General features: G+C 46.0%; 19 protein-coding genes. All 19 read left to right on the top strand.

Annotated elements, in window-relative coordinates:
* The gene (locus tag V7R82_RS05215) at positions 1-978 is read left to right on the top strand and encodes an alpha-ketoacid dehydrogenase subunit beta (protein WP_023390704.1); all 978 of its coding nucleotides are present in this window, start codon (positions 1-3) and stop codon (positions 976-978) included.
* Between the two features lie 29 nt (positions 979-1,007).
* The gene (locus tag V7R82_RS05210) at positions 1,008-2,309 is read left to right on the top strand and encodes a dihydrolipoamide acetyltransferase family protein (protein ID WP_314760624.1); all 1,302 of its coding nucleotides are present in this window, start codon (positions 1,008-1,010) and stop codon (positions 2,307-2,309) included.
* Between the two features lie 13 nt (positions 2,310-2,322).
* On the top strand, positions 2,323-3,729 hold the full coding sequence (gene lpdA, locus V7R82_RS05205) for a dihydrolipoyl dehydrogenase (RefSeq protein WP_070755524.1): 1,407 nt from the start codon (positions 2,323-2,325) through the stop codon (positions 3,727-3,729).
* 217 nt (positions 3,730-3,946) lie between these two features.
* Positions 3,947-4,969 (top strand): LPXTG cell wall anchor domain-containing protein, encoded by a 1,023-nt coding sequence (locus tag V7R82_RS05200; RefSeq protein WP_338541740.1) that lies wholly within the window; start codon positions 3,947-3,949, stop codon positions 4,967-4,969.
* Between the two features lie 187 nt (positions 4,970-5,156).
* A complete protein-coding gene (gene pyrR, locus V7R82_RS05195) occupies positions 5,157-5,681 on the top strand; it encodes a bifunctional pyr operon transcriptional regulator/uracil phosphoribosyltransferase PyrR (protein WP_338541738.1) in 525 nt (174 codons plus the stop codon).
* A 156-nt stretch (positions 5,682-5,837) separates the two neighbouring features.
* Entirely contained in the window at positions 5,838-6,719 is an 882-nt protein-coding gene (locus V7R82_RS05190) for an aspartate carbamoyltransferase catalytic subunit (RefSeq protein WP_338541736.1), read from the top strand.
* Between the two features lie 23 nt (positions 6,720-6,742).
* Positions 6,743-8,020, top strand: a complete 1,278-nt coding sequence (locus V7R82_RS05185) for a dihydroorotase (protein WP_314062021.1) — start codon at positions 6,743-6,745, stop codon at positions 8,018-8,020.
* 27 nt (positions 8,021-8,047) lie between these two features.
* Positions 8,048-9,148 (top strand): glutamine-hydrolyzing carbamoyl-phosphate synthase small subunit, encoded by a 1,101-nt coding sequence (gene carA / locus V7R82_RS05180; RefSeq protein ID WP_314394641.1) that lies wholly within the window; start codon positions 8,048-8,050, stop codon positions 9,146-9,148.
* A gap of 12 nt (positions 9,149-9,160) precedes the next feature.
* Entirely contained in the window at positions 9,161-12,340 is a 3,180-nt protein-coding gene (carB, locus tag V7R82_RS05175) for a carbamoyl-phosphate synthase large subunit (protein WP_338541729.1), read from the top strand.
* Between the two features lie 26 nt (positions 12,341-12,366).
* Positions 12,367-13,080 (top strand): orotidine-5'-phosphate decarboxylase, encoded by a 714-nt coding sequence (gene pyrF / locus V7R82_RS05170; RefSeq protein WP_338541727.1) that lies wholly within the window; start codon positions 12,367-12,369, stop codon positions 13,078-13,080.
* A 16-nt stretch (positions 13,081-13,096) separates the two neighbouring features.
* The gene (gene pyrE, locus V7R82_RS05165; RefSeq protein WP_338541725.1) at positions 13,097-13,717 is read left to right on the top strand and encodes an orotate phosphoribosyltransferase; all 621 of its coding nucleotides are present in this window, start codon (positions 13,097-13,099) and stop codon (positions 13,715-13,717) included.
* Between the two features lie 216 nt (positions 13,718-13,933).
* Positions 13,934-14,245, top strand: a complete 312-nt coding sequence (locus V7R82_RS05160) for a UPF0223 family protein (protein WP_070755533.1) — start codon at positions 13,934-13,936, stop codon at positions 14,243-14,245.
* A complete protein-coding gene (locus tag V7R82_RS05155; protein WP_338541722.1) occupies positions 14,232-15,044 on the top strand; it encodes an inositol monophosphatase family protein in 813 nt (270 codons plus the stop codon). The genes V7R82_RS05160 and V7R82_RS05155 overlap by 14 nt, the downstream gene beginning before the upstream one ends.
* Positions 15,031-16,866 carry a translational GTPase TypA gene (gene typA / locus V7R82_RS05150; RefSeq protein WP_338541720.1) on the top strand — a complete coding sequence of 612 codons (1,836 nt, stop codon included), beginning with the start codon at positions 15,031-15,033 and terminating at the stop codon, positions 16,864-16,866. The genes V7R82_RS05155 and typA overlap by 14 nt, the downstream gene beginning before the upstream one ends.
* A gap of 85 nt (positions 16,867-16,951) precedes the next feature.
* Complete coding sequence (locus tag V7R82_RS05145; RefSeq protein WP_338541719.1) at positions 16,952-17,638, top strand: DnaD domain-containing protein; 687 nt, start codon at positions 16,952-16,954, stop codon at positions 17,636-17,638.
* Between the two features lie 24 nt (positions 17,639-17,662).
* Positions 17,663-18,052 carry a DUF956 family protein gene (locus V7R82_RS05140; protein ID WP_338541717.1) on the top strand — a complete coding sequence of 130 codons (390 nt, stop codon included), beginning with the start codon at positions 17,663-17,665 and terminating at the stop codon, positions 18,050-18,052.
* A 136-nt stretch (positions 18,053-18,188) separates the two neighbouring features.
* Positions 18,189-20,051, top strand: coding sequence for an NTP transferase domain-containing protein (locus V7R82_RS05135; RefSeq protein ID WP_338541716.1), 1,863 nt, complete (start codon positions 18,189-18,191; stop codon positions 20,049-20,051).
* Between the two features lie 6 nt (positions 20,052-20,057).
* Positions 20,058-20,993: a DMT family transporter gene (locus V7R82_RS05130; RefSeq protein WP_338541715.1), complete on the top strand. Its 936-nt coding sequence runs from the start codon at positions 20,058-20,060 to the stop codon at positions 20,991-20,993.
* A gap of 3 nt (positions 20,994-20,996) precedes the next feature.
* A complete protein-coding gene (locus V7R82_RS05125) occupies positions 20,997-21,689 on the top strand; it encodes a sugar phosphate nucleotidyltransferase (protein WP_338541714.1) in 693 nt (230 codons plus the stop codon).
* Positions 21,690-21,744: the final 55 nt, after the last annotated feature.

Raw genomic sequence — 21,744 nt, 5'->3', positions numbered from 1 at the left:
ATGGCTCAAAAAACGATGATTGAGGCTATCACAGAAGCGTTAGCCATTGAATTACGCAATGACGACCGTACCCTTATTTTTGGGGAAGACGTCGGCTTGAACGGGGGGGTATTCCGTGCCACTCAAGGTTTACAAGCAGAATTTGGTGAAGACCGCGTCTTCAACACTCCTTTAGCAGAATCTGGTATCGGTGGTATGGCCATCGGTTTGGCTTTGGAAGGTTTCCGTCCAATCCCTGAAATCCAATTCTTAGGCTTCGTATTCGAAGTAATGGACTCTGTTGTTGCTCAAGCAGCTCGTACTCGTTACCGTCTTGGCGGTAGCCGCAACATGCCAATCACTTTCCGCGCACCATTCGGTGGTGGGGTTCACACGCCTGAATTGCACGCGGATAACTTGGAAGGTCTCTTGGCTCAATCGCCAGGTATCAAGGTTGTTATTCCTTCTGGTCCATACGATGCTAAGGGCTTGCTCTTGTCATCTATCCGTGACAACGACCCAGTTATCTTCTTAGAGCACATGAAACTCTACCGTTCTTTCCGTGAGGAAGTGCCAGAAGCTGAATACACCATTCCTTTAGGCAAAGCTAATGTTGTGAAGGAAGGGAACCACGTTTCCATCATCACTTACGGGGCAATGGTTCGTGAAGCGGTTAAAGCGGCTGAAAAACTTGAAAAAGACGGGATCTCTGTTGAAATCCTTGACTTACGTACAGTTCAGCCACTTGATATCGAAGCTATCGTTGCGACCACTGAGAAAACTGGTCGCGTCGTTGTGGTTCAAGAAGCACAACGTCAAGCAGGGGTTGGCGCTCGCGTAATGGCTGAAATCACTGAACGTGCGGTTCTTTCCTTAGAAGCACCAGTTGGTTTCGTTGCAGCACCTGACACCATCTTCCCATTCGGTCAAGCCGAACATGACTGGTTGCCAAACGCAACAGACATCGAAGAAAAAGTACGCGAAGTATACAACTTCTAATATTCAGTTGAGGAAAGGAAGTAAAAAACATGGCTTTTAAATTCAGATTGCCTGATATCGGTGAAGGGATTGCCGAAGGCGAAATCGTAAAATGGGACGTCAAAGAAGGCGACACCATTCAAGAAGACGATACATTAGTGGAAATCCAAAACGACAAATCGGTTGAGGAAATTCCATCTCCAGTTACTGGTAAAATCTTAAAAATCTTGGTTCCAGAAGGAACTGTTGCGCGCGTAGGGGACGTTTTAGTTGAAATCGACGCTCCTGGCCACGAAGACGATGGCGATGCAGCACCAGCTGCAGAAGCTGCACCAGAAGCGGCTCCAGCTGCGGAAGCTGCACCTGCAGCACCAGCAGGCCCAGGTGCCCCAACAGGCGCTCCTGCAGGTGAAGGTAAGCGTGTCTTAGCAATGCCATCAGTTCGTAAATTAGCTCGGGACAAGGGTGTTGACATTCGTTTAGTAACGCCTTCTGGTAAGGGTGGTCGCGTTGTGGCGGCTGACGTCTTGGCCTTCAACGGCGAAGCAGCACCAGTTGCGGCGGCAGAAGTAGCAGCACCAGCTGAAGTAGCAAGCCCAGCGGCAGCACCAGCAGCACCAGCACAACCATATGTATCTGGTAAAGGTGAAGCTGAAACTCGTGAACCATTATCTCCAATGCGTAAAGCAATTTCTAAGGCAATGGTTAACTCTAAACACACTGCTCCTCACGTAACCCTCTTCGATGAAGTAGAAGTATCTGCTTTATGGGATCACCGTAAGAAGTTCAAAGACATTGCCGCTAACCGTGGTACTAAGTTAACCTTCTTGCCATACGTGGTAAAAGCTTTAGTAGCAACTGTTAAGAAGTTCCCAGTCCTCAATGCTTCTATTGACGACGCTAGCCAAGAAATTGTCTACAAGAACTACTACAACATCGGTATTGCAACTGACACTGAACGTGGCCTCTTCGTACCAAACGTCAAGGACGCTAACACCAAGTCAGTATTCGACATTGCAGATGAAATCAACGGCAAGGCAGCTTTAGCTCACGAAGGTAAGTTAACTGCTCAAGACATGAGCCAAGGGACTATCACCATCTCTAACATTGGTTCTGCACGTGGTCAATGGTTCACTCCAATCATTAACTACCCAGAAGTTGCCATCTTAGGGATGGGGACGATCAACGTTCAACCAGTAGTTAACGCTGAAGGCGAAATCGCTGTTGGCCGTATGTTAAAATTGTCCTTGAGCTTCGACCACCGTATCGTCGATGGTGCTACTGCACAAAATGCAATGAACGAATTGAAACGTTTATTGGCTGACCCAGAATTATTATTGATGGAAGGTTAAGGTGAAATAGATTATGGTAGTAGGAGATTTCGCAATTGAACTCGACACAGTCGTGATTGGTTCTGGCCCTGGTGGGTATGTAGCAGCTATTCGTGCTGCTCAACTCGGCCAAAAAGTTGCCATCATTGAAAAAGACTACATCGGGGGGACCTGCTTGAACGTAGGCTGTATCCCTTCTAAGGCTTTGATCAACGCTGGCCACACCTACCACAATGCTAAACACGGTGACCACTTTGGGGTTATTGCCAAAGATATCACTGTGGACTTCAAACGTACCCAAGAATGGAAAGACAAAGAAGTTGTTGCTAAGTTAACCGGCGGGATTCGCATGTTGCTTAAGAAGAACAAGGTAGAGATTATCGAAGGGGAAGCTTTCTTCGTAGATGACCATACTTTACGTGTTGTCAAAGAAGATTCAGCTCAAACTTACAGCTTCAACAATGCCATCGTGGCAACTGGTAGCCGCCCAATCGAAATCAAAGGCTTCAAGTACAGCGACCGCGTGATTGATTCTACTGGTGCTTTAGCCTTAGACCACATCCCATCTTCTATGGTGGTAATCGGTGGGGGTTACATCGGTTCAGAATTAGCAGGTGCTTTCGCTAACTTCGGTACTAAGATTACAATCTTGGAAGGTTCTAACCAAATCATCCCAACTTTTGAAAAAGACATGGTTAAATTAGTGGAAAATGAATTCGCTAAGAAGGGTGTCGATATCATCACCAACGCTATGGCTTTGAACTCAGAAGTAAAAGACAAATCTGTTGTAGTTACTTATGAAGTAGGGGGCAAACAACACACCGTTGAAGCTGAATACTGCTTAGTAACAGTTGGTCGCCGTCCTAACACCGATAACTGCGGCTTGGAAGTTGCTGGGGTTATCGTGGGCGAACGTGGTTTGATCAACGTTGACAAACAAGGTCGCACTAACAAACCAAACATCTTCGCCATCGGTGACGCTGTTCCAGGTGCAGCTTTAGCCCACAAAGCAAGCTACGAGGCTAAGGTTGCTGCTGAAGCAATCGCTGGGCAAGCATCTGAAGTTGACTACGTGGCAATGCCAGCAGTCTGCTTCACTGACCCAGAATTATCTTCTGTAGGTTACACTGTAGACCAAGCTAAAGAAGCTGGTTTGAATGCTAAAGCTGTTAAATTCCCATTAGCTGGGAACGGTCGTGCCTTGTCCTTGAATGCAACTGAAGGGTTTGTACGTTTAGTTGTTGATAAGGAAGACAACACCATCTTAGGGGCACAAGTCGCAGGGGTTAACGCTTCTGACATCATTGCTGAATTGACCTTGGCAGTTGAAGGCGGCTTGAACGCTGAAGACATCGCCTTGACAATCCACTCACACCCATCCTTAGCTGAAACAGTTATGGATGCTGCTGAGTTGGCTTTAGGTCACCCAATTCACGTCTAATTAAGTTCCCAATATATCATATATGATATATTGGTCAGAGCCGGGGGAATCCTCGGCTCTTTTCTTAAATGGTTGTGAAAGGGCTTATCTGCTTGGAATAGCGCCTTTTTTATGCAAAAAAGTAGCGGATTCATAGCCTAAAAGCTTGTAATTGATTTGTAATAGATGTATAATGAGTGTAACGAGATTCGAGAATCCACTCAAGGGGGAAACGATGATGAGATCATTCAAAAAAATAATCGCGACCTTACTATTATTTGCGACTATTCTAGTGCCGTCTTTTGCGGCTCATGCAGAGAGCTTAAACGCTATCTTAAAATACAGTATCTACGATTTATACAGTGGACAATTTATTCAAGAAGTTAACTTCTTGACCCATTCATCTAAAGATGCTTCCATCATTCAAACGGTGGAGTGGTTTAATGAACGGGGCATTATGATGGACCCAAAACGCTTCAACCTCAAGGTATCCAGTTACTTAACAGAATACTCAACTTCTAAAGGTAACCTATCAGCCTATACAGCAGATATTATGGTTTACACAACAGAAGCTGAAGTTCTGAAGAACTTGGGGATTAAGGCTGAGACAGAACCTGGTGTTCGCAATGTCATTGAATTGCCTCTTTATGAGCCAGAACGCCAAATGCGTGAAGCCTGGGAGAATGCGAACAATTCTGTACCAACAGCTATTACTCCAAACGCTCCAGCTACCGAAACAAGTAGTGAAAGTAGTGCTCCAGCGGGCGCTAGTAGCTCCAGTGCCAGCCAAAATAGTACATCGACTACAAGCCAGGCCAGTGAAATTAACAAGCCGGTGACAGTTAATAAGTCATCTAGCAACGAAACAAACGCTAAGCCTAATGAAAATAGCCGTAGTAATACAGCTAGTCAAGACATTGCCTATAGTGTCGTTTCAGAAGTAAAACCTGATGAAAGCAACAAACCAGCTAACAATCAGAATGCGACTGATAATAAAGTAGCAGCTAATCAACAAAATAATAATGCTAATCAAGCTGCTAACAAGCCGGCTGCCAATAATCAACAGGTAACAGTTAATAAAACAGCAAACAATAACAGCCAGTCTGAATCCCGCTCAGAAGCTTCTCAAGCACCTGTTGTTCAGAAGAAAGCCTTACCTAAGACAGGGGAAGAATCCAACTTTGGTTGGTTACTAGCTCTAGTCTTGGTAATTGCTGGTGTAGCTGTTCTGTTCGGTTACAAGAAAACACGAAAGCAATAGAAAGAAAGCTCCCTTTTTAGGGGGCTTTTTCACTTATTTAATTGACACTGGCTGGCTTTAAGGGTATACTAGTAGCAATTTAGGGGCAAAATCCGAATTTTTAAGGAAATCCCGTGAGGTTTCCAAGGTGCTCAGGCCAGCTTAGACTTGGCCATGTCGACGATTTTGTCTAGATGGAGAAGTGACCATGAAACGACGTGTTTTATTCGATGCTAGCCAAATAAATCGCATGCTGACCCGCATGGCTCATGAAATCAATGAGCGGACTGATATTCATCAAGTAGTTTTGGTCGGCATTAAGACTCGAGGGGCCAATCTAGCTGATCGCCTGCAAGAGAAACTAGCGACCATTACCCAGGTTCAAGTGGGTGTAGAACACATCGATATTCAATTCTATCGGGATGATTTGGTTAAGAATCATGCTGATCCACAAATAAAACATCTTTCTTTTACTCACAATTTAACTGACAAGACTGTGGTCATTGTGGATGATGTCCTCTATACAGGCCGTACTGTGCGTGCCGCTATGGATGCCATCCTCGACGTTAGCCGTCCCCAGGTCATTCGTTTGGCCATTATGGTGGACCGCGGCCACCGCGAGCTTCCCATTCGGGCAGACTTTATTGGCAAGAACATTCCCACTTCGCAAGAGGAGAATGTCCATGTCTGTTTGCAAGAAGTGGATGGGACTGAAGAAATTCTACTCACTTAAGATTTGACTTTTTAAGCTAGTCCAGAGAGGCTATCAAGAGGAAAACTTAAGGGTCTTGTTAGGCGATAATAAGACGCTCATAAGTCAACCACCTGATAGCTCGGACTATTAGGTGGTTTTTTCTTATAGTTTGATAGCATGATAAGGAGGAGACGTATGCGAAACTTAGTAAAGATGTCAGATTTAAGCAATGAGGAGGTCTATGGCCTGATTGAGAGAGCCTTAGAGCTCAAGGCAGGAGCCAGTCCCATTCATCGGCCGGATTTAATTGCCGCCAATCTTTTCTTCGAAAACTCAACGCGGACTAAGCACAGTTTTGAGGTCGCTCAAATGAAGTTAGGCTTGCAGGTCCTGAATTTTGACGCTTCAACTTCTTCAGTTAACAAGGGTGAGACCCTCTATGATACCTGTAAGACGCTTGAAGCGATTGGCTGCAACATCTTGGTCATTCGCCATAGCCAAGAAGCTTACTATCAGGAACTAGAAGGCCTGACCATTCCGGTCATCAGCGGTGGCGATGGCAGTGGGGAACATCCTAGCCAGTGCTTGCTGGATTTGATGACCCTCTATGAAGAATTTGGCCATATAGAAGGGCTGGAGCTAGTGATAGCAGGTGATATCAAGAATTCGCGGGTGGCCCGAAGCAACTATCACATGCTGACCCGATTGGGGGCCAAGGTTCAATTTGTGGGACCTCAAGTCTTTGCAGACCCGACCTTGGGGCAAATGGTCGACTTCGACCAGGTCATTGGCCAAGTCGATGCCTGCATGCTATTACGCGTCCAATTTGAACGCCATCAGGAGCAAGTGGCCTTAAGCCAAGCAGAATATCATGCTCGTTATGGCCTAACGCCAGCTCGCTATCGAGCCCTCAAGCCACAGGCCATTGTCATGCATCCGGCACCAGTCAACCGGGACATGGAGATTGCCTCTGAGTTGGTGGAAGCTCCTCAATCTCGCATTTTCACCCAGATGACCAATGGCCGTTATATGCGCCAAGCCATTCTGGAGAAACTGATTGCCGATAACGCCCTCTAACAAGATAGAAAGGAAGTCACATCATGCTATTACTCAAAAATGGTCGTCGTCTGGTCAAGGGGCATTTAGAGCCTGTCGAAATTCTGATTGATGGGGAAAAGATTTTAGCCATGGACAAGGAGCTCAATGCCAGTGCGGATCAAACATTTGACCTTAAAAGTAAACTCCTAGCACCGGGTTTTATTGATGTCCATGTCCACTGGCGGGAACCAGGATTTGAATACAAGGAAAATATCTACCATGCTTCCAGAGCGGCTGCACGCGGTGGCTTCACTACGGCTATGCCCATGCCCAACCTCAATCCAGTTCCCGATTCCTATGACCACCTTAAGCCCCAGCTAGACATTATTGCACGCGATTCGGTTATTAGGGCCATTCCTTACGGTGCCATTACCAAAGGGGAGCTAGGGGAGGACTATGCTCAGTTTGACGAGTTAGCTCAACATGTTTTTGCCTTCAGTGATGATGGGCGTGGGGTCCAAAATGCTAATATGATGTATGAATCCATGTGTGTGGCCGCCCGCCTTAACAAAGCCATTGTGGCCCATTGCGAGGACAATTCCCTAATTCGGGGTGGCTGCATGCACTGTGGCTGCCGCAGTCGGGAACTAGGTCTGCCAGGTATTCCATCTGTCTGCGAATCGGTTCAGATTGCCCGCGACATTCTCTTGGCTGAAGCGGCAGGCTGTCACTATCATGTCTGCCATGTGTCGACCAAGGAATCCGTTCGCCTTGTTCGTGAGGCAAAGGCCAACGGTATTAAGGTGACTTGCGAAGTCTGCCCCCATCATTTACTGAGTGACGAGGACGACATTCCTCACAACCATGGTTTCTGGAAAATGAATCCACCCCTGCGCGCAGCTGAGGATCGCCGAGCCCTAATTGCTGGCCTCTTAGATGGGACCATCGACATTATCGCTACTGACCATGCGCCACACGCTCTGTATGAGAAAGACTTGCCAATGCAGGAGGCGGCCTTTGGTATTGTAGGGTCTGAGACAGCCTTTAGCCAGCTCTATACCCACTTTGTCAAGCCAGGCATTATGTCCCTAGATTTTCTCTTGGACAAGATGTCGACTAATGTGGCTAAAATTTTTGACCTACCTTATGGAACCCTAGCCGTTGGGCAGCCTGCTGATTTAGTCGTTATCGATTTAGACAAGGTAGCAAGTATCCAACCTGAGAACTTCTTATCCAAAGGGCGTAACACGCCATACGCCGGTCAAGAAGTTTATGGTTGGCCTATCCTGACTATTAGCCAAGGACGCATCGCCTATCAAGATACCGCATTTTTTGCCTAAAAGCCTAGTAAAACAAGGAGCGAGCATATGTATAGATATGATAAACAGCTGATTCTAGAAGATGGAACCATCTACAAGGGCTATGGCTTTGGTGCTGACCGGGCTATGTTAGGGGAAGTCGTCTTCAATACCGCCATGACAGGCTACCAAGAAACATTATCAGACCCTTCCTATAACGGTCAAATTGTCACCTTTACCTATCCCTTAATTGGTAATTATGGCATTAACCGAGATGACTTTGAGACCATTAATCCCTCTATCAAGGGCCTAGTAGTCCGCGAAGTCTGCCAAAAGCCTTCTAACTTCCGTAGCCAAATGTCCTTAGATCAAGCACTCAAAGAATTAGATATCCCAGGAATTTGGGGCATTGATACCCGTAGTCTGACGCGAAAGATTCGCCAATATGGGACGATTAAGGGGATTATTACTGACTTATCCGAAGATTCAGCACAAGTGCTAGAAAAACTAAGAGAGACTGAATTGGCTAGGGACCAAATTGCCCAAGTGTCGACTTCTAAGGCTTTCCTGTCGTCAGGAACGGGCTATCGAGTGGTTCTGGTTGATTTAGGCATGAAGTCAGGTATTCTGCGTGAGCTTAATGAGCGTAACTGTGACATTGTAGTGGTGCCTCATAATATTAGCGCTCAGGAAGTTTTACGGCTTCAACCTGATGGCGTCATGCTCTCTAATGGACCTGGCGACCCTGAGGATGTGCCAGAGACCATTGCCATGATTGGCCAAATCATGGACAAACTACCAATTTTTGGTATTTGCATGGGTCATCAACTGATTAGTTTGGCAGCAGGAGCTAAGACCTACAAACTCAAATTTGGCCATCGTGGTGCCAACCATCCAGTCAAAAATCTATTGACAGGCAAGGTAGACTTGACTTCGCAAAACCATGGTTACAGTGTAGATATTGACTCATTGGCAGATACAGACCTGGAATTAACTCATTTGTCAGTCAATGACTCCACCTGCGAAGGCGTTCGACATAAATTCTACCCAGTTTTCTCAGTACAATATCATCCCGAAGCATCGCCAGGACCTCATGATCCTAATTATCTCTTTGATCAGTTTATTGAGAATATGAAAGCCTTCCAAGCTCAGTCTCGTCACCACAAGTAAAGGAGTCGAATTATGCCAAAACGTCAAGATATTCAAACAATTCTGGTTATTGGGTCGGGTCCCATTACAATTGGGCAGGCTGCAGAATTCGATTATGCCGGGACTCAGGCTTGCCTTTCTTTGAAGGAAGAGGGCTACCAAGTTATCCTGGTTAACTCTAATCCGGCCACCATTATGACTGACCGTCAGATTGCTGATAAGGTTTATATGGAGCCACTAACATTAGAATTTGTCAGCAAAATCATCCGTAAGGAACGACCAGATGCCTTGTTGCCAACCCTCGGTGGCCAAGTTGGGCTTAACCTAGCCGTTGAATTGCATCGCCAAGGAGTCTTAGACCAATACGGTGTCGAATTACTAGGCACCAAACTAGCCTCCATCGAGCAAGCGGAAGACCGCCAGCTCTTCCGTCAACTCATGCAGGAATTGGGAGAGCCGGTGCCTGAATCAGAAATTGTCACCAACTTAGATCAAGCTCGAGATTTTGTGGCACAAATTGGCTATCCAGTTATTGTTCGTCCGGCCTTTACCATGGGGGGGACTGGTGGCGGTATTTGTTATAATGATCAGGATTTAGATGAAATAGTTTCTTCAGGTCTTCATTATTCGCCCGTAACCCAATGTTTGCTAGAAAAATCCATCGCAGGTTATAAGGAAATCGAGTATGAAGTCATGCGAGACGCTAATGACACTGCCATCGTCGTCTGCAACATGGAAAACATTGATCCTGTAGGCATTCATACCGGGGATTCAGTTGTGGTGGCCCCATCCCAAACCCTGACCGACCGTGAGTACCACATGCTACGCGACGTGTCACTTAAAATTATTCGCGCCCTTAAGATAGAAGGGGGCTGTAATGTCCAATTAGCCTTGGACCCAGATTCTTTTAACTACTATATCATTGAAGTGAACCCGCGCGTATCTCGGTCCTCGGCCTTAGCATCTAAGGCAACGGGCTATCCAATTGCTAAGATTGCTGCTAAGATTGCCGTCGGATTAACCTTGGATGAAATTCTCAATCCAGTCACCCAGAATTCTTATGCCTGCTTCGAACCCAGTCTAGACTATGTGGTCAGCAAGATTCCACGTTTCCCTTTTGATAAATTCGAACGTGCCGATCGTAAGTTAGGCACTCAAATGAAGGCAACGGGTGAGGTTATGGCCATGGGGCGGACCTATGAGGAATCTTTACTGAAGGCCATCCGCTCACTTGAATACGGCGTCCACCATTTGGGCCTGCCTAATGGTGATAGCTTCAGTTTGGAAGAAATCATGGAAAAGGTCCAAGCGGGTAGTGATGAACGCCTCTTCTTTATTGGCGAAGCCCTGAGACGGGGCGTCAGCCTTGATCAGATTCATGACATGACCAAAATAGACCGCTTCTTCCTTGATAAGATGCAACATATTATTGATTTGGAACATGAGCTAAAGGCCCATCCGCATGACCTCAATCTCTTAGCTTATGCCAAACGATATGGTTTCTCTGACAAAATCATTGCCCACCGTTGGCAGACTACTGAGGCAGCAGTTTATCAGTTACGTCAAGAAGCGGGCATCACACCTGTCTTCAAGATGGTGGATACCTGTGCGGCAGAATTCGAGTCTTCAACTCCTTATTTCTATTCCAGCTATGAAGCAGAGAATGAATCTATCGTGACGGACAAACCTAAAATCGTGGTGCTAGGCTCTGGCCCAATCCGTATCGGTCAAGGGGTAGAATTTGACTACGCGACTGTCCATGCTGTTCTAGCCATTAAGGCAGCGGGTTACGAAGCCATTATTATCAACAACAACCCAGAAACCGTCTCAACCGACTTTACCATTTCTGACAAACTCTACTTTGAACCGCTAACTGAAGAAGATGTCATGGCGATCTTGAATCACGAGCAGCCTTTGGGGGTGGTCGTGCAATTTGGTGGTCAGACTGCCATTAATCTAGCCGATAAACTACAAAGACATGGGGTAAAAATCCTTGGAACTAGTCTGGAAGAAATTGACAAGGCTGAAAACCGGGATAAGTTCGAGCAGCTCTTGCATGAATTAGATATCCCACAACCTTTAGGTAAGACAGCTTCAGATACAGAAACTGCCGTTGCTAATGCGGCGTCCATTGGCTATCCAGTTTTGGTGAGACCTTCCTATGTCTTGGGCGGTCGCGCCATGGAAATCGTCTATGAAGAAGCTGATTTACGACGCTATATGGAAACTGCCGTGCGGGTGTCACCAGAACATCCTGTCCTAACAGACCGTTATCTCATCGGTCAAGAAATCGAAGTCGATGCCATTTGTGATGGTCAAACCGTGGTCATTCCAGGCATTATGGAACATATTGAGCGGGCAGGGGTCCACTCAGGGGACTCCATCGCCGTTTACCCACCTCAGACCTTAAGTCAGGCTCAGAAGGAGCAGCTGGTCGACTATACCATTCGCCTAGCTAAGGGTCTTAACATTGTAGGCCTACTTAATATCCAGTATGTGCTTAGCAAGGGTGAACTTTATGTCTTGGAAGTGAACCCACGTAGTTCACGGACCGTCCCATTCCTCAGTAAGATTACAGGCGTCCCTATGGCACAATTAGCCATGCAAGCTATTTTAGGCCAATCCCTAGGTGACCTAGGCTACCAGTCTGGCTTGTTACCTGAACCGTCTTCTGTTTACACCAAGGTACCAGTCTTTAGCTTCCAAAAACTCAAGGATGTCGATACTGCCTTAGGGCCAGAAATGAAGTCAACCGGGGAAGTCATGGGTAGCGACTTAACCCTGGAAAAATCCCTCTACAAAGGCCTAGTGGCTGCCGGTGTCCAGGTCAAAGATCAAGGAACTATCCTCTTCACAGTGGCTAATGAAGACAAGGCGGAAGCCTTAGAATTAGCACGTCGCTTTAGTGACTTGGGCTTCAATCTCTTGGCTACCCCAGGTACCGCTGATTACTTAAGCCAGGCAGGACTTAAAGTAGCTTCTGTAGGCAAAATTGGTAGCCAAGATCACAATGTCTTAGATGCCATCTATCAAGGTCAAGTGGACCTAGTCATTAACACTACTTCTAAGGATAAAGATGTCACCAAGGATGGCTTCAAGATTCGCCGGGTAGCCAGTGAGCAAGAAATTGTCTGCTTCACCTCTTTAGATACGAGTATGGCCCTCTTGAAGGTGCTAGAATCCACCTCTTTCCATATCACGCCTTTAGCTTAGTCGAACTTGATCCATAAGGAGGAACTATGAATCAAAGATATTCTGGCGATGTCATCGTCGCATTAGACTTCAAAAATTTAGAAGAAAGCTTGGCATTTTTAGCGCCCTTTAGTGGCCACGACCAGTTCTATGTTAAGGTTGGGATGGAACTCTATCTACAAAATGGGCCACAAGTCTTATCTGCTCTCAAGGAAAGAGGGCATCGCATCTTCTTAGACCTTAAGCTACATGACATTCCCAATACAGTTTATGGAGCAAGCAAGGGTTTGGCCCAGTTCAAAGTGGACATGCTTAATTTTCATGCCGCGGGGGGCAAGGAAATGCTGGAGGCTGCCAAGCAAGGCTTAATTGATGGAGGCAGCCCTGAAACTTTAGCCATCGCTGTAACCCAGTTAACCTCTACCTCTCAAGAACAAATGCAGGCCGAACAATTGATTCCAGTTGACCTAGTAACCAGTGTCCGTCATTACGCGCAGTTGACCAAGGAAGCGGGTTTGGATGGAGTCGTAGCCTCAGTACATGAAGCACCCCATATTCGGGAGGTTTGTGGTCAGGACTTTGCCATTGTCACGCCAGGTATACGCTTGATTGGTGGGCCAAGTCAGGATCAAAAGCGCATCGCCACACCGGAAGTCGCACGTCAACTAGGCTCAAGCCATATTGTGGTCGGACGACCAATTACGCTGGCTAGTGACCCGGTCGCCGTATATGATGGCATTTGTCAGAGCTTTTTGAAGTAAGAATAGGAGGATTTTCATGTCCAGTGCAAAAGAAATTGCCCAGGAATTATTAGCCATTAAAGCTGTCGCCTTACAACCCCACCAGTACTTTACATGGACATCAGGTATTCAATCGCCAATCTACTGTGACAATCGCCTGACCATGTCCTATCCGTCAGTCCGTCGTAAGATTGCCCAGGCTTTAAGTCTGGTGATTAAGGAACATTATCCTCAGGTCCAAGTAGTAGCGGGGACAGCAACCGCTGGTATTCCCCACGCTGCTTGGGTCAGCGATTTGCTGGATTTGCCCATGGTTTATGTTCGGGACTCCGCTAAGAAGCACGGTAGGACCAACCAGATTGAAGGGCACTTGACGCCGGGAGTCAAGGTGGTCATCGTGGAAGACTTGATCTCGACTGGCTTATCCTCGCTTAAGGTGGCTCAAGCCCTAAAAGATGCAGGCTGTCAAGTTCTAGGTGTTGTTGCCATCTTCTCTTATGAGTTGACCAAGGCTCAGCAGGCCTTTGCTGAAGCTGGAGTAAGCTACCATACCCTAACCAATTATGAAGCCTTAATCGAGGCGGCCCTGGAAGCTCAATATATCGAACAAGAAGACGTGGCTTCGCTCCTTGAATGGCGCCACACATTAGGAAATTAAACTTACATAAAAAGTAGGGTTGCAAAGCAACTCTGCTTTTTGCTTTGCCGAGGGGAAACTATATAAAATTCGTATATTAAGCCTTTAATATTCTAGTGACTAGACAAATTGATGATAAATTATAGTCTGTAAGCGTTGACGATGAAGTTTACCTTTTATTTTTTGGCCAAAATAGGGTATGATAATAGTTAGAGTGTTTTGAATGGAGGAACGTGTATGACACAGTTTGAATACCCCCTGAACCCGGATTGGACGACAGAGGAAATTATCACGGTCGTCGACTTTCTATCAGGGGTAGAGGCGGTCTACCAAAGTGGGGTCAAACTCAATTCTCTGTGGCCACGTTACCAAGCATTCAAGCAAATAGTGACCAGTATTGGCGAAGAAAAGCGACTAGATCGAGCTTTCCAGTCAGCTAGTGGTTATTCTATCTACCAGGTCGTTCGGCAAATGAAGTCTCTCAAGGATTCCTCAGCGAACAACCCCGTAGTGCGTATCAACATAGGAGGTTCAAATGGAAGATTTTAAGACAGTTCATGCCCATGTCTTGGTCTGGCTAGAAGAAGCCGCTGAGAATTTACGGCAATCACTCAAACGATCCCTTCAAGTGGATCAGAAAACAGGCGCCAGCGACTTAGTTACGGAGATGGATAAGGCGACAGAGGCATACTTTGTCGATAAGATTACCAGCCACTTCCCAGACCATCGCATCATTGGTGAGGAAGGTATGAGTCAAGGAACGGAAGATTTGGCCGGTATTGTATGGGTCATTGATCCAATCGATGGGACCCTTAACTTCGTTAAGCAGAAAAATAACTTTGGCATTTTGATTGGGATTTTCCAAGATGGTAAGCCATTAGCTGGCTACATTTACGATGTCATGAAACATGACCTTTATGCGGGGATTGTGGGCCAAGGCGCTACCCTCAACGGCCAGCCACTGGTGCCACTTAAGATTGACCGCCTGCAAGATTCTCTAGCAGTAGGGAACGTGGCCATGTTTACCCAAAACCGTTGCAATAGCCAACGCCTCTTAGAAAATGTCTTAGGCGTTCGGGCGCACGGTTCTGCTGCGCTTGAAGTGATTGAAGTCATTCGTGGTGAAGCAGCAGTTTACCTAAGTTTCAAATTAAGTCCTTGGGACTTTGCAGCTGGATGGGCCATCTGTGAGGCTATGGGCTTCAAGGCAACTAAGCCTGACGGCTCTCAACTATCCATTTTATCAGCCAGTCCTATTATTTTCGCGCATGACACTGTCCATGAAGAAGTCATCCGCGTTTTAGCAGAAAAAAAAGATCAGTTAGGAGAAATTAATGAATACGCGTAAGGATATCCGAAATATTGCTATTATTGCCCACGTCGACCACGGTAAAACCACACTGGTTGACGAGTTGCTCAAACAGTCCAACACCCTCGATGAGCGTGCTAAATTAGATGAGCGTGCCATGGACTCTAACGACATTGAAAAAGAACGTGGGATTACCATCTTGGCCAAAAACACTGCCGTAGATTATAAGGGGACCCGTATCAACATCTTGGACACCCCAGGTCACGCGGACTTCGGTGGCGAAGTAGAACGTATCATGAAAATGGTTGATGGAGTTATTCTGGTGGTGGATGCCTATGAAGGAACCATGCCACAAACTCGCTTTGTCTTGAAGAAAGCCTTAGAACAACACTTAGTACCGATTGTCGTAGTCAACAAGATTGATAAGCCTTCTGCTCGTCCAGAAGAAGTAGTAGATGAAGTCTTAGAGCTCTTCATCGAATTAGGGGCAGACGATGATCAATTGGAATTCCCAGTGGTCTATGCTTCAGCCCTTAACGGGACGTCTAGTCTATCTGACAATCCAGCAGACCAAGAGCCTTCTATGGATGCCATCTTTGATGCTGTTATTGAACATGTGCCAGCGCCAGTTGATAACTCTGACCAACCATTACAATTCCAAGTTTCCCTCTTAGACTATAACGAATATGTGGGTCGTATCGGGATTGGACGTATCTTCCGTGGGAAGATGAAAGTCGGCGACAACGTGAGCCTTATGAAGGTTGACGGCACTAGCAAGAACTTCCGTATTACTAAGATGTTTGGTTTCTTCGGCTTGGACCGCGTGGAAATTAACGAAGCTAAGGCAGGGGACTTAATTGCCTTATCAGGTATGGAAGATATCTTCGTTGGAGAAACCGTAGCAGATGCTGCAAATCCTGAAGCTCTACCTATTCTTCACATTGATGAGCCTACCTTACAAATGACCTTCTTAACCAACAACTCGCCATTTGCTGGTAAAGAAGGCAAGTACGTGACTTCCCGTAACCTCCAAGATCGTCTTATGCAAGAATTGCAAACGGACGTATCCTTGCGCGTGGATCCAACCGACTCACCAGATGCCTTTATCGTTTCTGGTCGTGGGGAATTACACTTGGCTATCTTAATTGAGAACATGCGTCGTCAAGGTTATGAATTCCAGGTATCACGTCCTAAGGTTATTCTTAAGGAAATCGATGGCAAGACCTGTGAACCTTTCGAACGTGTACAAATTGACACACCAGAAGAATACATGGGGGCGATTATTGAAGCCTTAGGTCAACGTAAGGCTGAAATGGCGGACATGGTGACCACAGGTAATGGCCAAATCCGTATGGTCTTCTCTGTGCCAGCTCGTGGCTTGATTGGTTTCTCAACTGAGTTCTTATCCATGACCCGTGGTTATGGGATTATGAACCATAGCTTCGATGACTATCAACCAGTTATTGATTCCAATATTGGGAACCGTCGTAACGGTGCCTTGGTTGCCCTTGAGGCAGGACAAGCCACCACTTATGGGATTATGAACTTAGAAGATCGTGGGACTATCTTTGTTAACCCAGGGACTGAAGTCTACGGTGGGATGATTATTGGGGAACATAACCGTGAGAACGACTTAACTGTTAATATCACCAAGGCTAAACAATTAACTAACATTCGTTCAGCAACCAAAGACCAAACCGCAGTGATTAAACGTCCACGTATTCTTACTCTAGAAGAATCTTTAGAGTTCATGGATGATGATGAATACTGTGAAGTAACACCTGAGAGCGTTCGTTTACGTAAGCAAATCCTTGACAAGGGTGCGCGTGAACGCGAAACCAAGAAAGCTAAGAAAGCCTAGGAGCTAATTAGTAAAAGGGCAGTCTCCTATTCTTAGGAAGCTGCCCTGTGCCAATAGGAATACTAGACTGAGAAGGGGGAGCATCATGTATAATTGGTACCAAGAAGGCTTTGTAGTCTTGCCGCAGGTCTTACTAAGCCATTATCAAGACTTAGGCTTGAGTCCAGAAACCTTTCTCCTAGTGACCACGATATTAGGTCAGAAGGATGGGGATTTGAGTCCTATGGCTGTTGTAGAACTGTGCTCGCAACATTACGGTTGGCAGTCTCATCAAGCCATGTCTCAACTATCTCTCTTAGCAGATCAGGGTTATCTCGTCTTTGAAATGGATGCTTCGGGCCAAGACCGTTTGAGTCTAGCGCCACTTTTTGAACGACTAGACTCCTTTAATCCAGCAGCTAGTCAAAAACAGACGACTTCTAGTAATGAGACAGACCTAACAAGTAATCAGAAACAGACCATGACGGCTAGTCAACTGATTCCTCTGGTGGAAGGGGAGTTTGGCCGTTCCCTGTCAGCACTCGAATATGAGACCTTGAATGGCTGGCTCAAGCAAGATGGCTATGCGCCTGATTTAATTCGTCTAGCAGTTAAGGAAGCCGTTTTGCGTCAAGCCCTCAGCCTTAAGTATATTGATCGCATTCTGATTAATTGGGAGCGCCATGGCTTGACCACTGCTACTCAGGTTCAAGCCTATCTAGAAAGCCGCGATAAGGACCAGCCCAACAATCAAGAGGCGGTTTATGATCAGATTGATATTCCACTACTCTAAAGCATTGTAGAAGGAGAGAGAAGTATGGTTGAATCTTTGAATAGCCGGGCAGACTTTGTGACAACTGCCAACTGGATGTCTGGTGGTGTTATGGGCCGCCATGGCCGTATTCTAGTCGGTAATAAGGCATTCGAATTCTATAACGACCGCAATCCTGCTGATTTCGTTCAGATTCCTTGGGGCGAAATCCGTCAGGTTCGTGCCATCATGCTGATGAAACGGGGCTTAATTCGTGGCTTCTTCATTGATACTAAGTCTGCTGGCACCTATCACTTTGTCGTCTCTAAGGCCGGCCAGACCCTTAAGGCCATGCGAGACTATCTGGCGGAAGAACAACTGGTCAGAAATAAGCCAATCTTCTCCCTGGCCAAGCTTTGGAAAGAATGGCGCCATAAAAAAGCAAAGAAACAATAGGACCTCTAGCCCTCAGCTAAATGCTGAGGGTTTTGTTCATTATTTGAACTTTTTAAGCTGAAACCCTAGACATAAGAGAATAAGTGGTTTATACTAGACTAAAGTTCAAAAAATGAACGCAGAAAGAAGGGCTAAGATGAATGACTTAATGACCTTGCTATATTACTTGAACCGAGAAGAAGCGGGCAGTCAACGTGATATGGCACAAGCGACTAACCTATCCCTAGGCAAAATTAATCTGATTCTCAAGCGACTTGATGAACAAGGATACATTGAGATTGAGCGTCAGGGGACGCGTAACCACTATCAAGTGACGGACAAGGGCTTGGCTTTGCTAGAGACTGGCTTGAAAGATGCAAATGCCCGTAAGATTCAGTTGGCTCAAGCTAAAGAGCAAATTCATCAGGCAGTCATTCTTGCTGCAGGCCAACCTCGTCATCTGGATCAACCCGTGCCGCTCCTATCATTAGGGGACCATACCTTATTGGATCGAACCCTTCAAGTCTTACGAGACCAAGGAGTAGAGCGTTTTGTCTTGGTTGCTGGCTTCCAAGCTGACCTCTTGGCTCAACATGTTGCTGACATGCCTGATGTGACTCTAGTAGTCAATGAGGCTTATGCCCACACAGGGACAATGGCTTCTCTGGCCACGGCAGCTCCTCATATTGATGGCGACTTCTTCCTGATTGAGGGGGATTTACTCTTTGAAGTCCGTGGGATTAAGGGGCTGAATAAGGTCGCTAGTGACTCTGCTATGTTGATTACCAGTGTGCGTGAGCAACATGATGAGGCCATGGTGGAATTGCGTGATGGTTATGTTTATAAGATGGGGAAGGATATTCACCAATTCAACCGGATTGACGGTGAAATGATTGGTCTATCAAAATTGTCCTATCCTTTCTACCTTAAGATGTTGGCCATTTATGCTGACAACCTTAATCCTTATGTTAACTATGAATATATTATGTTAGATGTTGCTCAAGACTACCGCTTGGGTTATCTTAAACTGGATGACTTCTTCTGGGGCGAAATTGATGATGCTAGTCAGGTTCATCATGTTCTTAAGCGCGTTTACCCACGTTTGGTTCGCAAGGAAGAACGGGCAGCTAAGCAAGAAGTGGAGCAGTTCTTGGCCGACCAGATGGATGCTAGCCCTGAGGAAATTGCGACCTTAGAGAGTGCTGGTGGTATGACTAACAAGAACTACAAGGTCACCCTCAAAGGCCAGCCTTATATCATTCGGATTGCCGGCAACGGGACGGAGAAGTTTATTAATCGCCCAGCTGAGAAATCCAATAGCCTCTTAGCGCATATTCTGGGCTTAGATGCTGAGACCCTCTACTTTGACGAAGTGACAGGGACCAAGGTGTCAGCCTTCATTCCAGAGGCTGAGACCTTAAATGCTAATACGGCGACTTATCTTAACAATATGCGAATGACAACGGGACTCCTCAGACAGTTGCATCAATCAGGATTAGACTTTGATAACCGTTTTGATGTCTTCGAGGAGATTGCTAAGTATGAGAGTTTTGTGGATGAAGTAGGGTCAGACTATTTTGACGGCTATCAGGCGACACGTCAGGAAGTTTTCCAACTACAGGAAGATTTGGCTGACTTACCAGTTCAAATAGTGCCATGTCATATTGACACAGTTCCAGAGAACTTTGTCAAAGGTGGAGACGGCAAATCCTATCTCATTGACTGGGAATACTCAGGTATGAACGACTTGGCTTGGGATTTAGCGGCCCATAGTCTAGAATGTGGCTTCAGCCAAGAGCAGGAAGACCGCTTCTTAAGCCTTTACTGTCAAGATAAAGAGGTGCCGGATAGCTTGAAGATCAAGCTCTTAATCTATCAAATTTGCCAAGACTTCCTCTGGTCAGTTTGGACCATCTTCAAGGAAAGCCGGGGCGATGATTTCGGAGACTATGGGATTGAACGTTACCGTCGTGCGCAAGCTAACCTAGCACGCTACCATGCTCTAAAAAAGGAAGGATGAACTTAGATGAAAAATAAGGAAACAAGTGGCATTATTGCCGGTCTATTGTCAGGCCTTTTGTGGGGGGCAGATACCCATTATAATGGCGTTATTCTGATGATGTTACCCTTCACGCTAGTGGATCCAAGACTGGCTGGAGCCGCTCTCTTATTGGCCCTCTTCCATGATGGTTTTTCTGCCTTAATGATGACGGGGGAGTTGGTTCGTCAAGGGCAACTCAAGCAAACTTTCAAACAATTGACCAGCAAGAGTTCCTTTGTGGTCATGTTAGCAGCTGTTTTAGGTGGTCCTATGGGTATGCGGGCCTATCTCTATGCGGTAGATGCGATTGGGGCAGGCTTAACAGCAAGTATTTCCTCTATGTATCCAGTGGTTGCTGCTTTTTTAGGTATGTTAATTCTTAAGGAAAAGATAACTAAGCCAGTTTGGATTGGCTTGGGCTTGGCCGTGTTAGCGGTCTTAGGCGTGAGTCTGTCTGGTGATATGATGCAATCTAATGCCCAACTGATTGGCTTCTTAGTGGCCTTTCTCAGCGTAGTCGGCTGGTCCTTGGAGAGTGTGATTTGTTCCATTGGGATGAAGGAAGATTTGAATCCTAAGCAAGCTCTTTGGATTCGTCAATGCGTCTCTACTTTAGTTTATTTGGGCTTTATTACCTTCGAATCTGACTTGGTCTTTAGCGTGACGGCTGTTATTAGTCAGCCAGTTCTTTGGTTAATCTTGGGTGTTGCTGTCTTAGGCACATTGTCTTATTTGAATTTTTATCGCGCAATTGATACAATTGGTCCTGTAAAGGCTACTGCACTCAATATCTCATACGCTATTTGGGCCATTGTCTTCTCCATCTTGCTAGGAGGAGCTGAATTTAACCCAGTTCTCTTGCTATCGGCGGCTTTGATGATTGTAAGCAGTGTCTTAGTTTCACAACACGAAGGAGCCTAAGCTATGAAAGCAATAATTCTCGCCGCTGGTATGGGAACTCGCTTGCGGCCAATCACCCTTACAACACCTAAGTCCTTAATTGAAGTTGCTGGTACAAGCTTAATTGAGCGCCAGATTGAATTCTTGCGGGCTAAAGGGATTCAAGACATTATTGTTGTGACAGGGTACTTGGCTGAAAAATTCGATTTTCTGAAGGACCAGTATGGCGTGACCTTGATTCACAATGCCCAATATGAAAGCTACAATAACTTCTACACCATGTACTTGGTCCGTCACTACTTGAGTGATGCCTATGTTATTGATGCCGATAACTTCCTAGTTGATAACTTCTTGCTGTCAGCACCAGAAAGCTCCCTTTACTTTGGGGTAGCGAAAGAAGGCTTCAAGGATGAATGGGTCTTGCATTACCAGCAAGATGACCTTCGCGTAACGGCCATTACGGTAGAAAGTGGTCAAGGGCGGATTCTGTCTGGCGTCTCCTATTGGAGTGCGGAAGATGGACAACATTTGCAGCAGTTAATTGAAGGCTACTACCAAGAAGCTGATTATGCTAATCTCTACTGGGATGACGTGGTCAAGGATAACCTAGCTGATTTAGATGTTCATGTTTATCCAATTGAAGGCCATCAGACCTTTGAAATTGATAGCCTAGAGGATTTAGAAGCGCTACGTTCGCAAATGGAAGCAAAAAATTAGCGAGAAGCCAGACAAGTGTCTGGCTTTTTTGTTTTGGATGTGTGATCATTTCTTA

Source organism: Abiotrophia defectiva ATCC 49176 (assembly GCF_037041345.1).
In the GTDB taxonomy this organism is placed as follows: domain Bacteria; phylum Bacillota; class Bacilli; order Lactobacillales; family Aerococcaceae; genus Abiotrophia.
Note: the sequence above shows the minus strand (reverse complement) of the source record. Positions and strands in the feature narration are given on the sequence as shown.

Bases quoted from the DNA above. Each gene is read 5' to 3' on its own strand.
- V7R82_RS05215 (WP_023390704.1), top strand. From the start codon at position 1: ATGGCTCAAAAAACGATGATTGAGGCTATCACAGAAGCGTTAGCCATT.
- V7R82_RS05210 (WP_314760624.1), top strand. From the start codon at position 1,008: ATGGCTTTTAAATTCAGATTGCCTGATATCGGTGAAGGGATTGCCGAA.
- lpdA (WP_070755524.1), top strand. From the start codon at position 2,323: ATGGTAGTAGGAGATTTCGCAATTGAACTCGACACAGTCGTGATTGGT.
- V7R82_RS05200 (WP_338541740.1), top strand. From the start codon at position 3,947: ATGAGATCATTCAAAAAAATAATCGCGACCTTACTATTATTTGCGACT.
- pyrR (WP_338541738.1), top strand. From the start codon at position 5,157: ATGAAACGACGTGTTTTATTCGATGCTAGCCAAATAAATCGCATGCTG.
- V7R82_RS05190 (WP_338541736.1), top strand. From the start codon at position 5,838: ATGCGAAACTTAGTAAAGATGTCAGATTTAAGCAATGAGGAGGTCTAT.
- V7R82_RS05185 (WP_314062021.1), top strand. From the start codon at position 6,743: ATGCTATTACTCAAAAATGGTCGTCGTCTGGTCAAGGGGCATTTAGAG.
- carA (WP_314394641.1), top strand. From the start codon at position 8,048: ATGTATAGATATGATAAACAGCTGATTCTAGAAGATGGAACCATCTAC.
- carB (WP_338541729.1), top strand. From the start codon at position 9,161: ATGCCAAAACGTCAAGATATTCAAACAATTCTGGTTATTGGGTCGGGT.
- pyrF (WP_338541727.1), top strand. From the start codon at position 12,367: ATGAATCAAAGATATTCTGGCGATGTCATCGTCGCATTAGACTTCAAA.
- pyrE (WP_338541725.1), top strand. From the start codon at position 13,097: ATGTCCAGTGCAAAAGAAATTGCCCAGGAATTATTAGCCATTAAAGCT.
- V7R82_RS05160 (WP_070755533.1), top strand. From the start codon at position 13,934: ATGACACAGTTTGAATACCCCCTGAACCCGGATTGGACGACAGAGGAA.
- V7R82_RS05155 (WP_338541722.1), top strand. From the start codon at position 14,232: ATGGAAGATTTTAAGACAGTTCATGCCCATGTCTTGGTCTGGCTAGAA.
- typA (WP_338541720.1), top strand. From the start codon at position 15,031: ATGAATACGCGTAAGGATATCCGAAATATTGCTATTATTGCCCACGTC.
- V7R82_RS05145 (WP_338541719.1), top strand. From the start codon at position 16,952: ATGTATAATTGGTACCAAGAAGGCTTTGTAGTCTTGCCGCAGGTCTTA.
- V7R82_RS05140 (WP_338541717.1), top strand. From the start codon at position 17,663: ATGGTTGAATCTTTGAATAGCCGGGCAGACTTTGTGACAACTGCCAAC.
- V7R82_RS05135 (WP_338541716.1), top strand. From the start codon at position 18,189: ATGAATGACTTAATGACCTTGCTATATTACTTGAACCGAGAAGAAGCG.
- V7R82_RS05130 (WP_338541715.1), top strand. From the start codon at position 20,058: ATGAAAAATAAGGAAACAAGTGGCATTATTGCCGGTCTATTGTCAGGC.
- V7R82_RS05125 (WP_338541714.1), top strand. From the start codon at position 20,997: ATGAAAGCAATAATTCTCGCCGCTGGTATGGGAACTCGCTTGCGGCCA.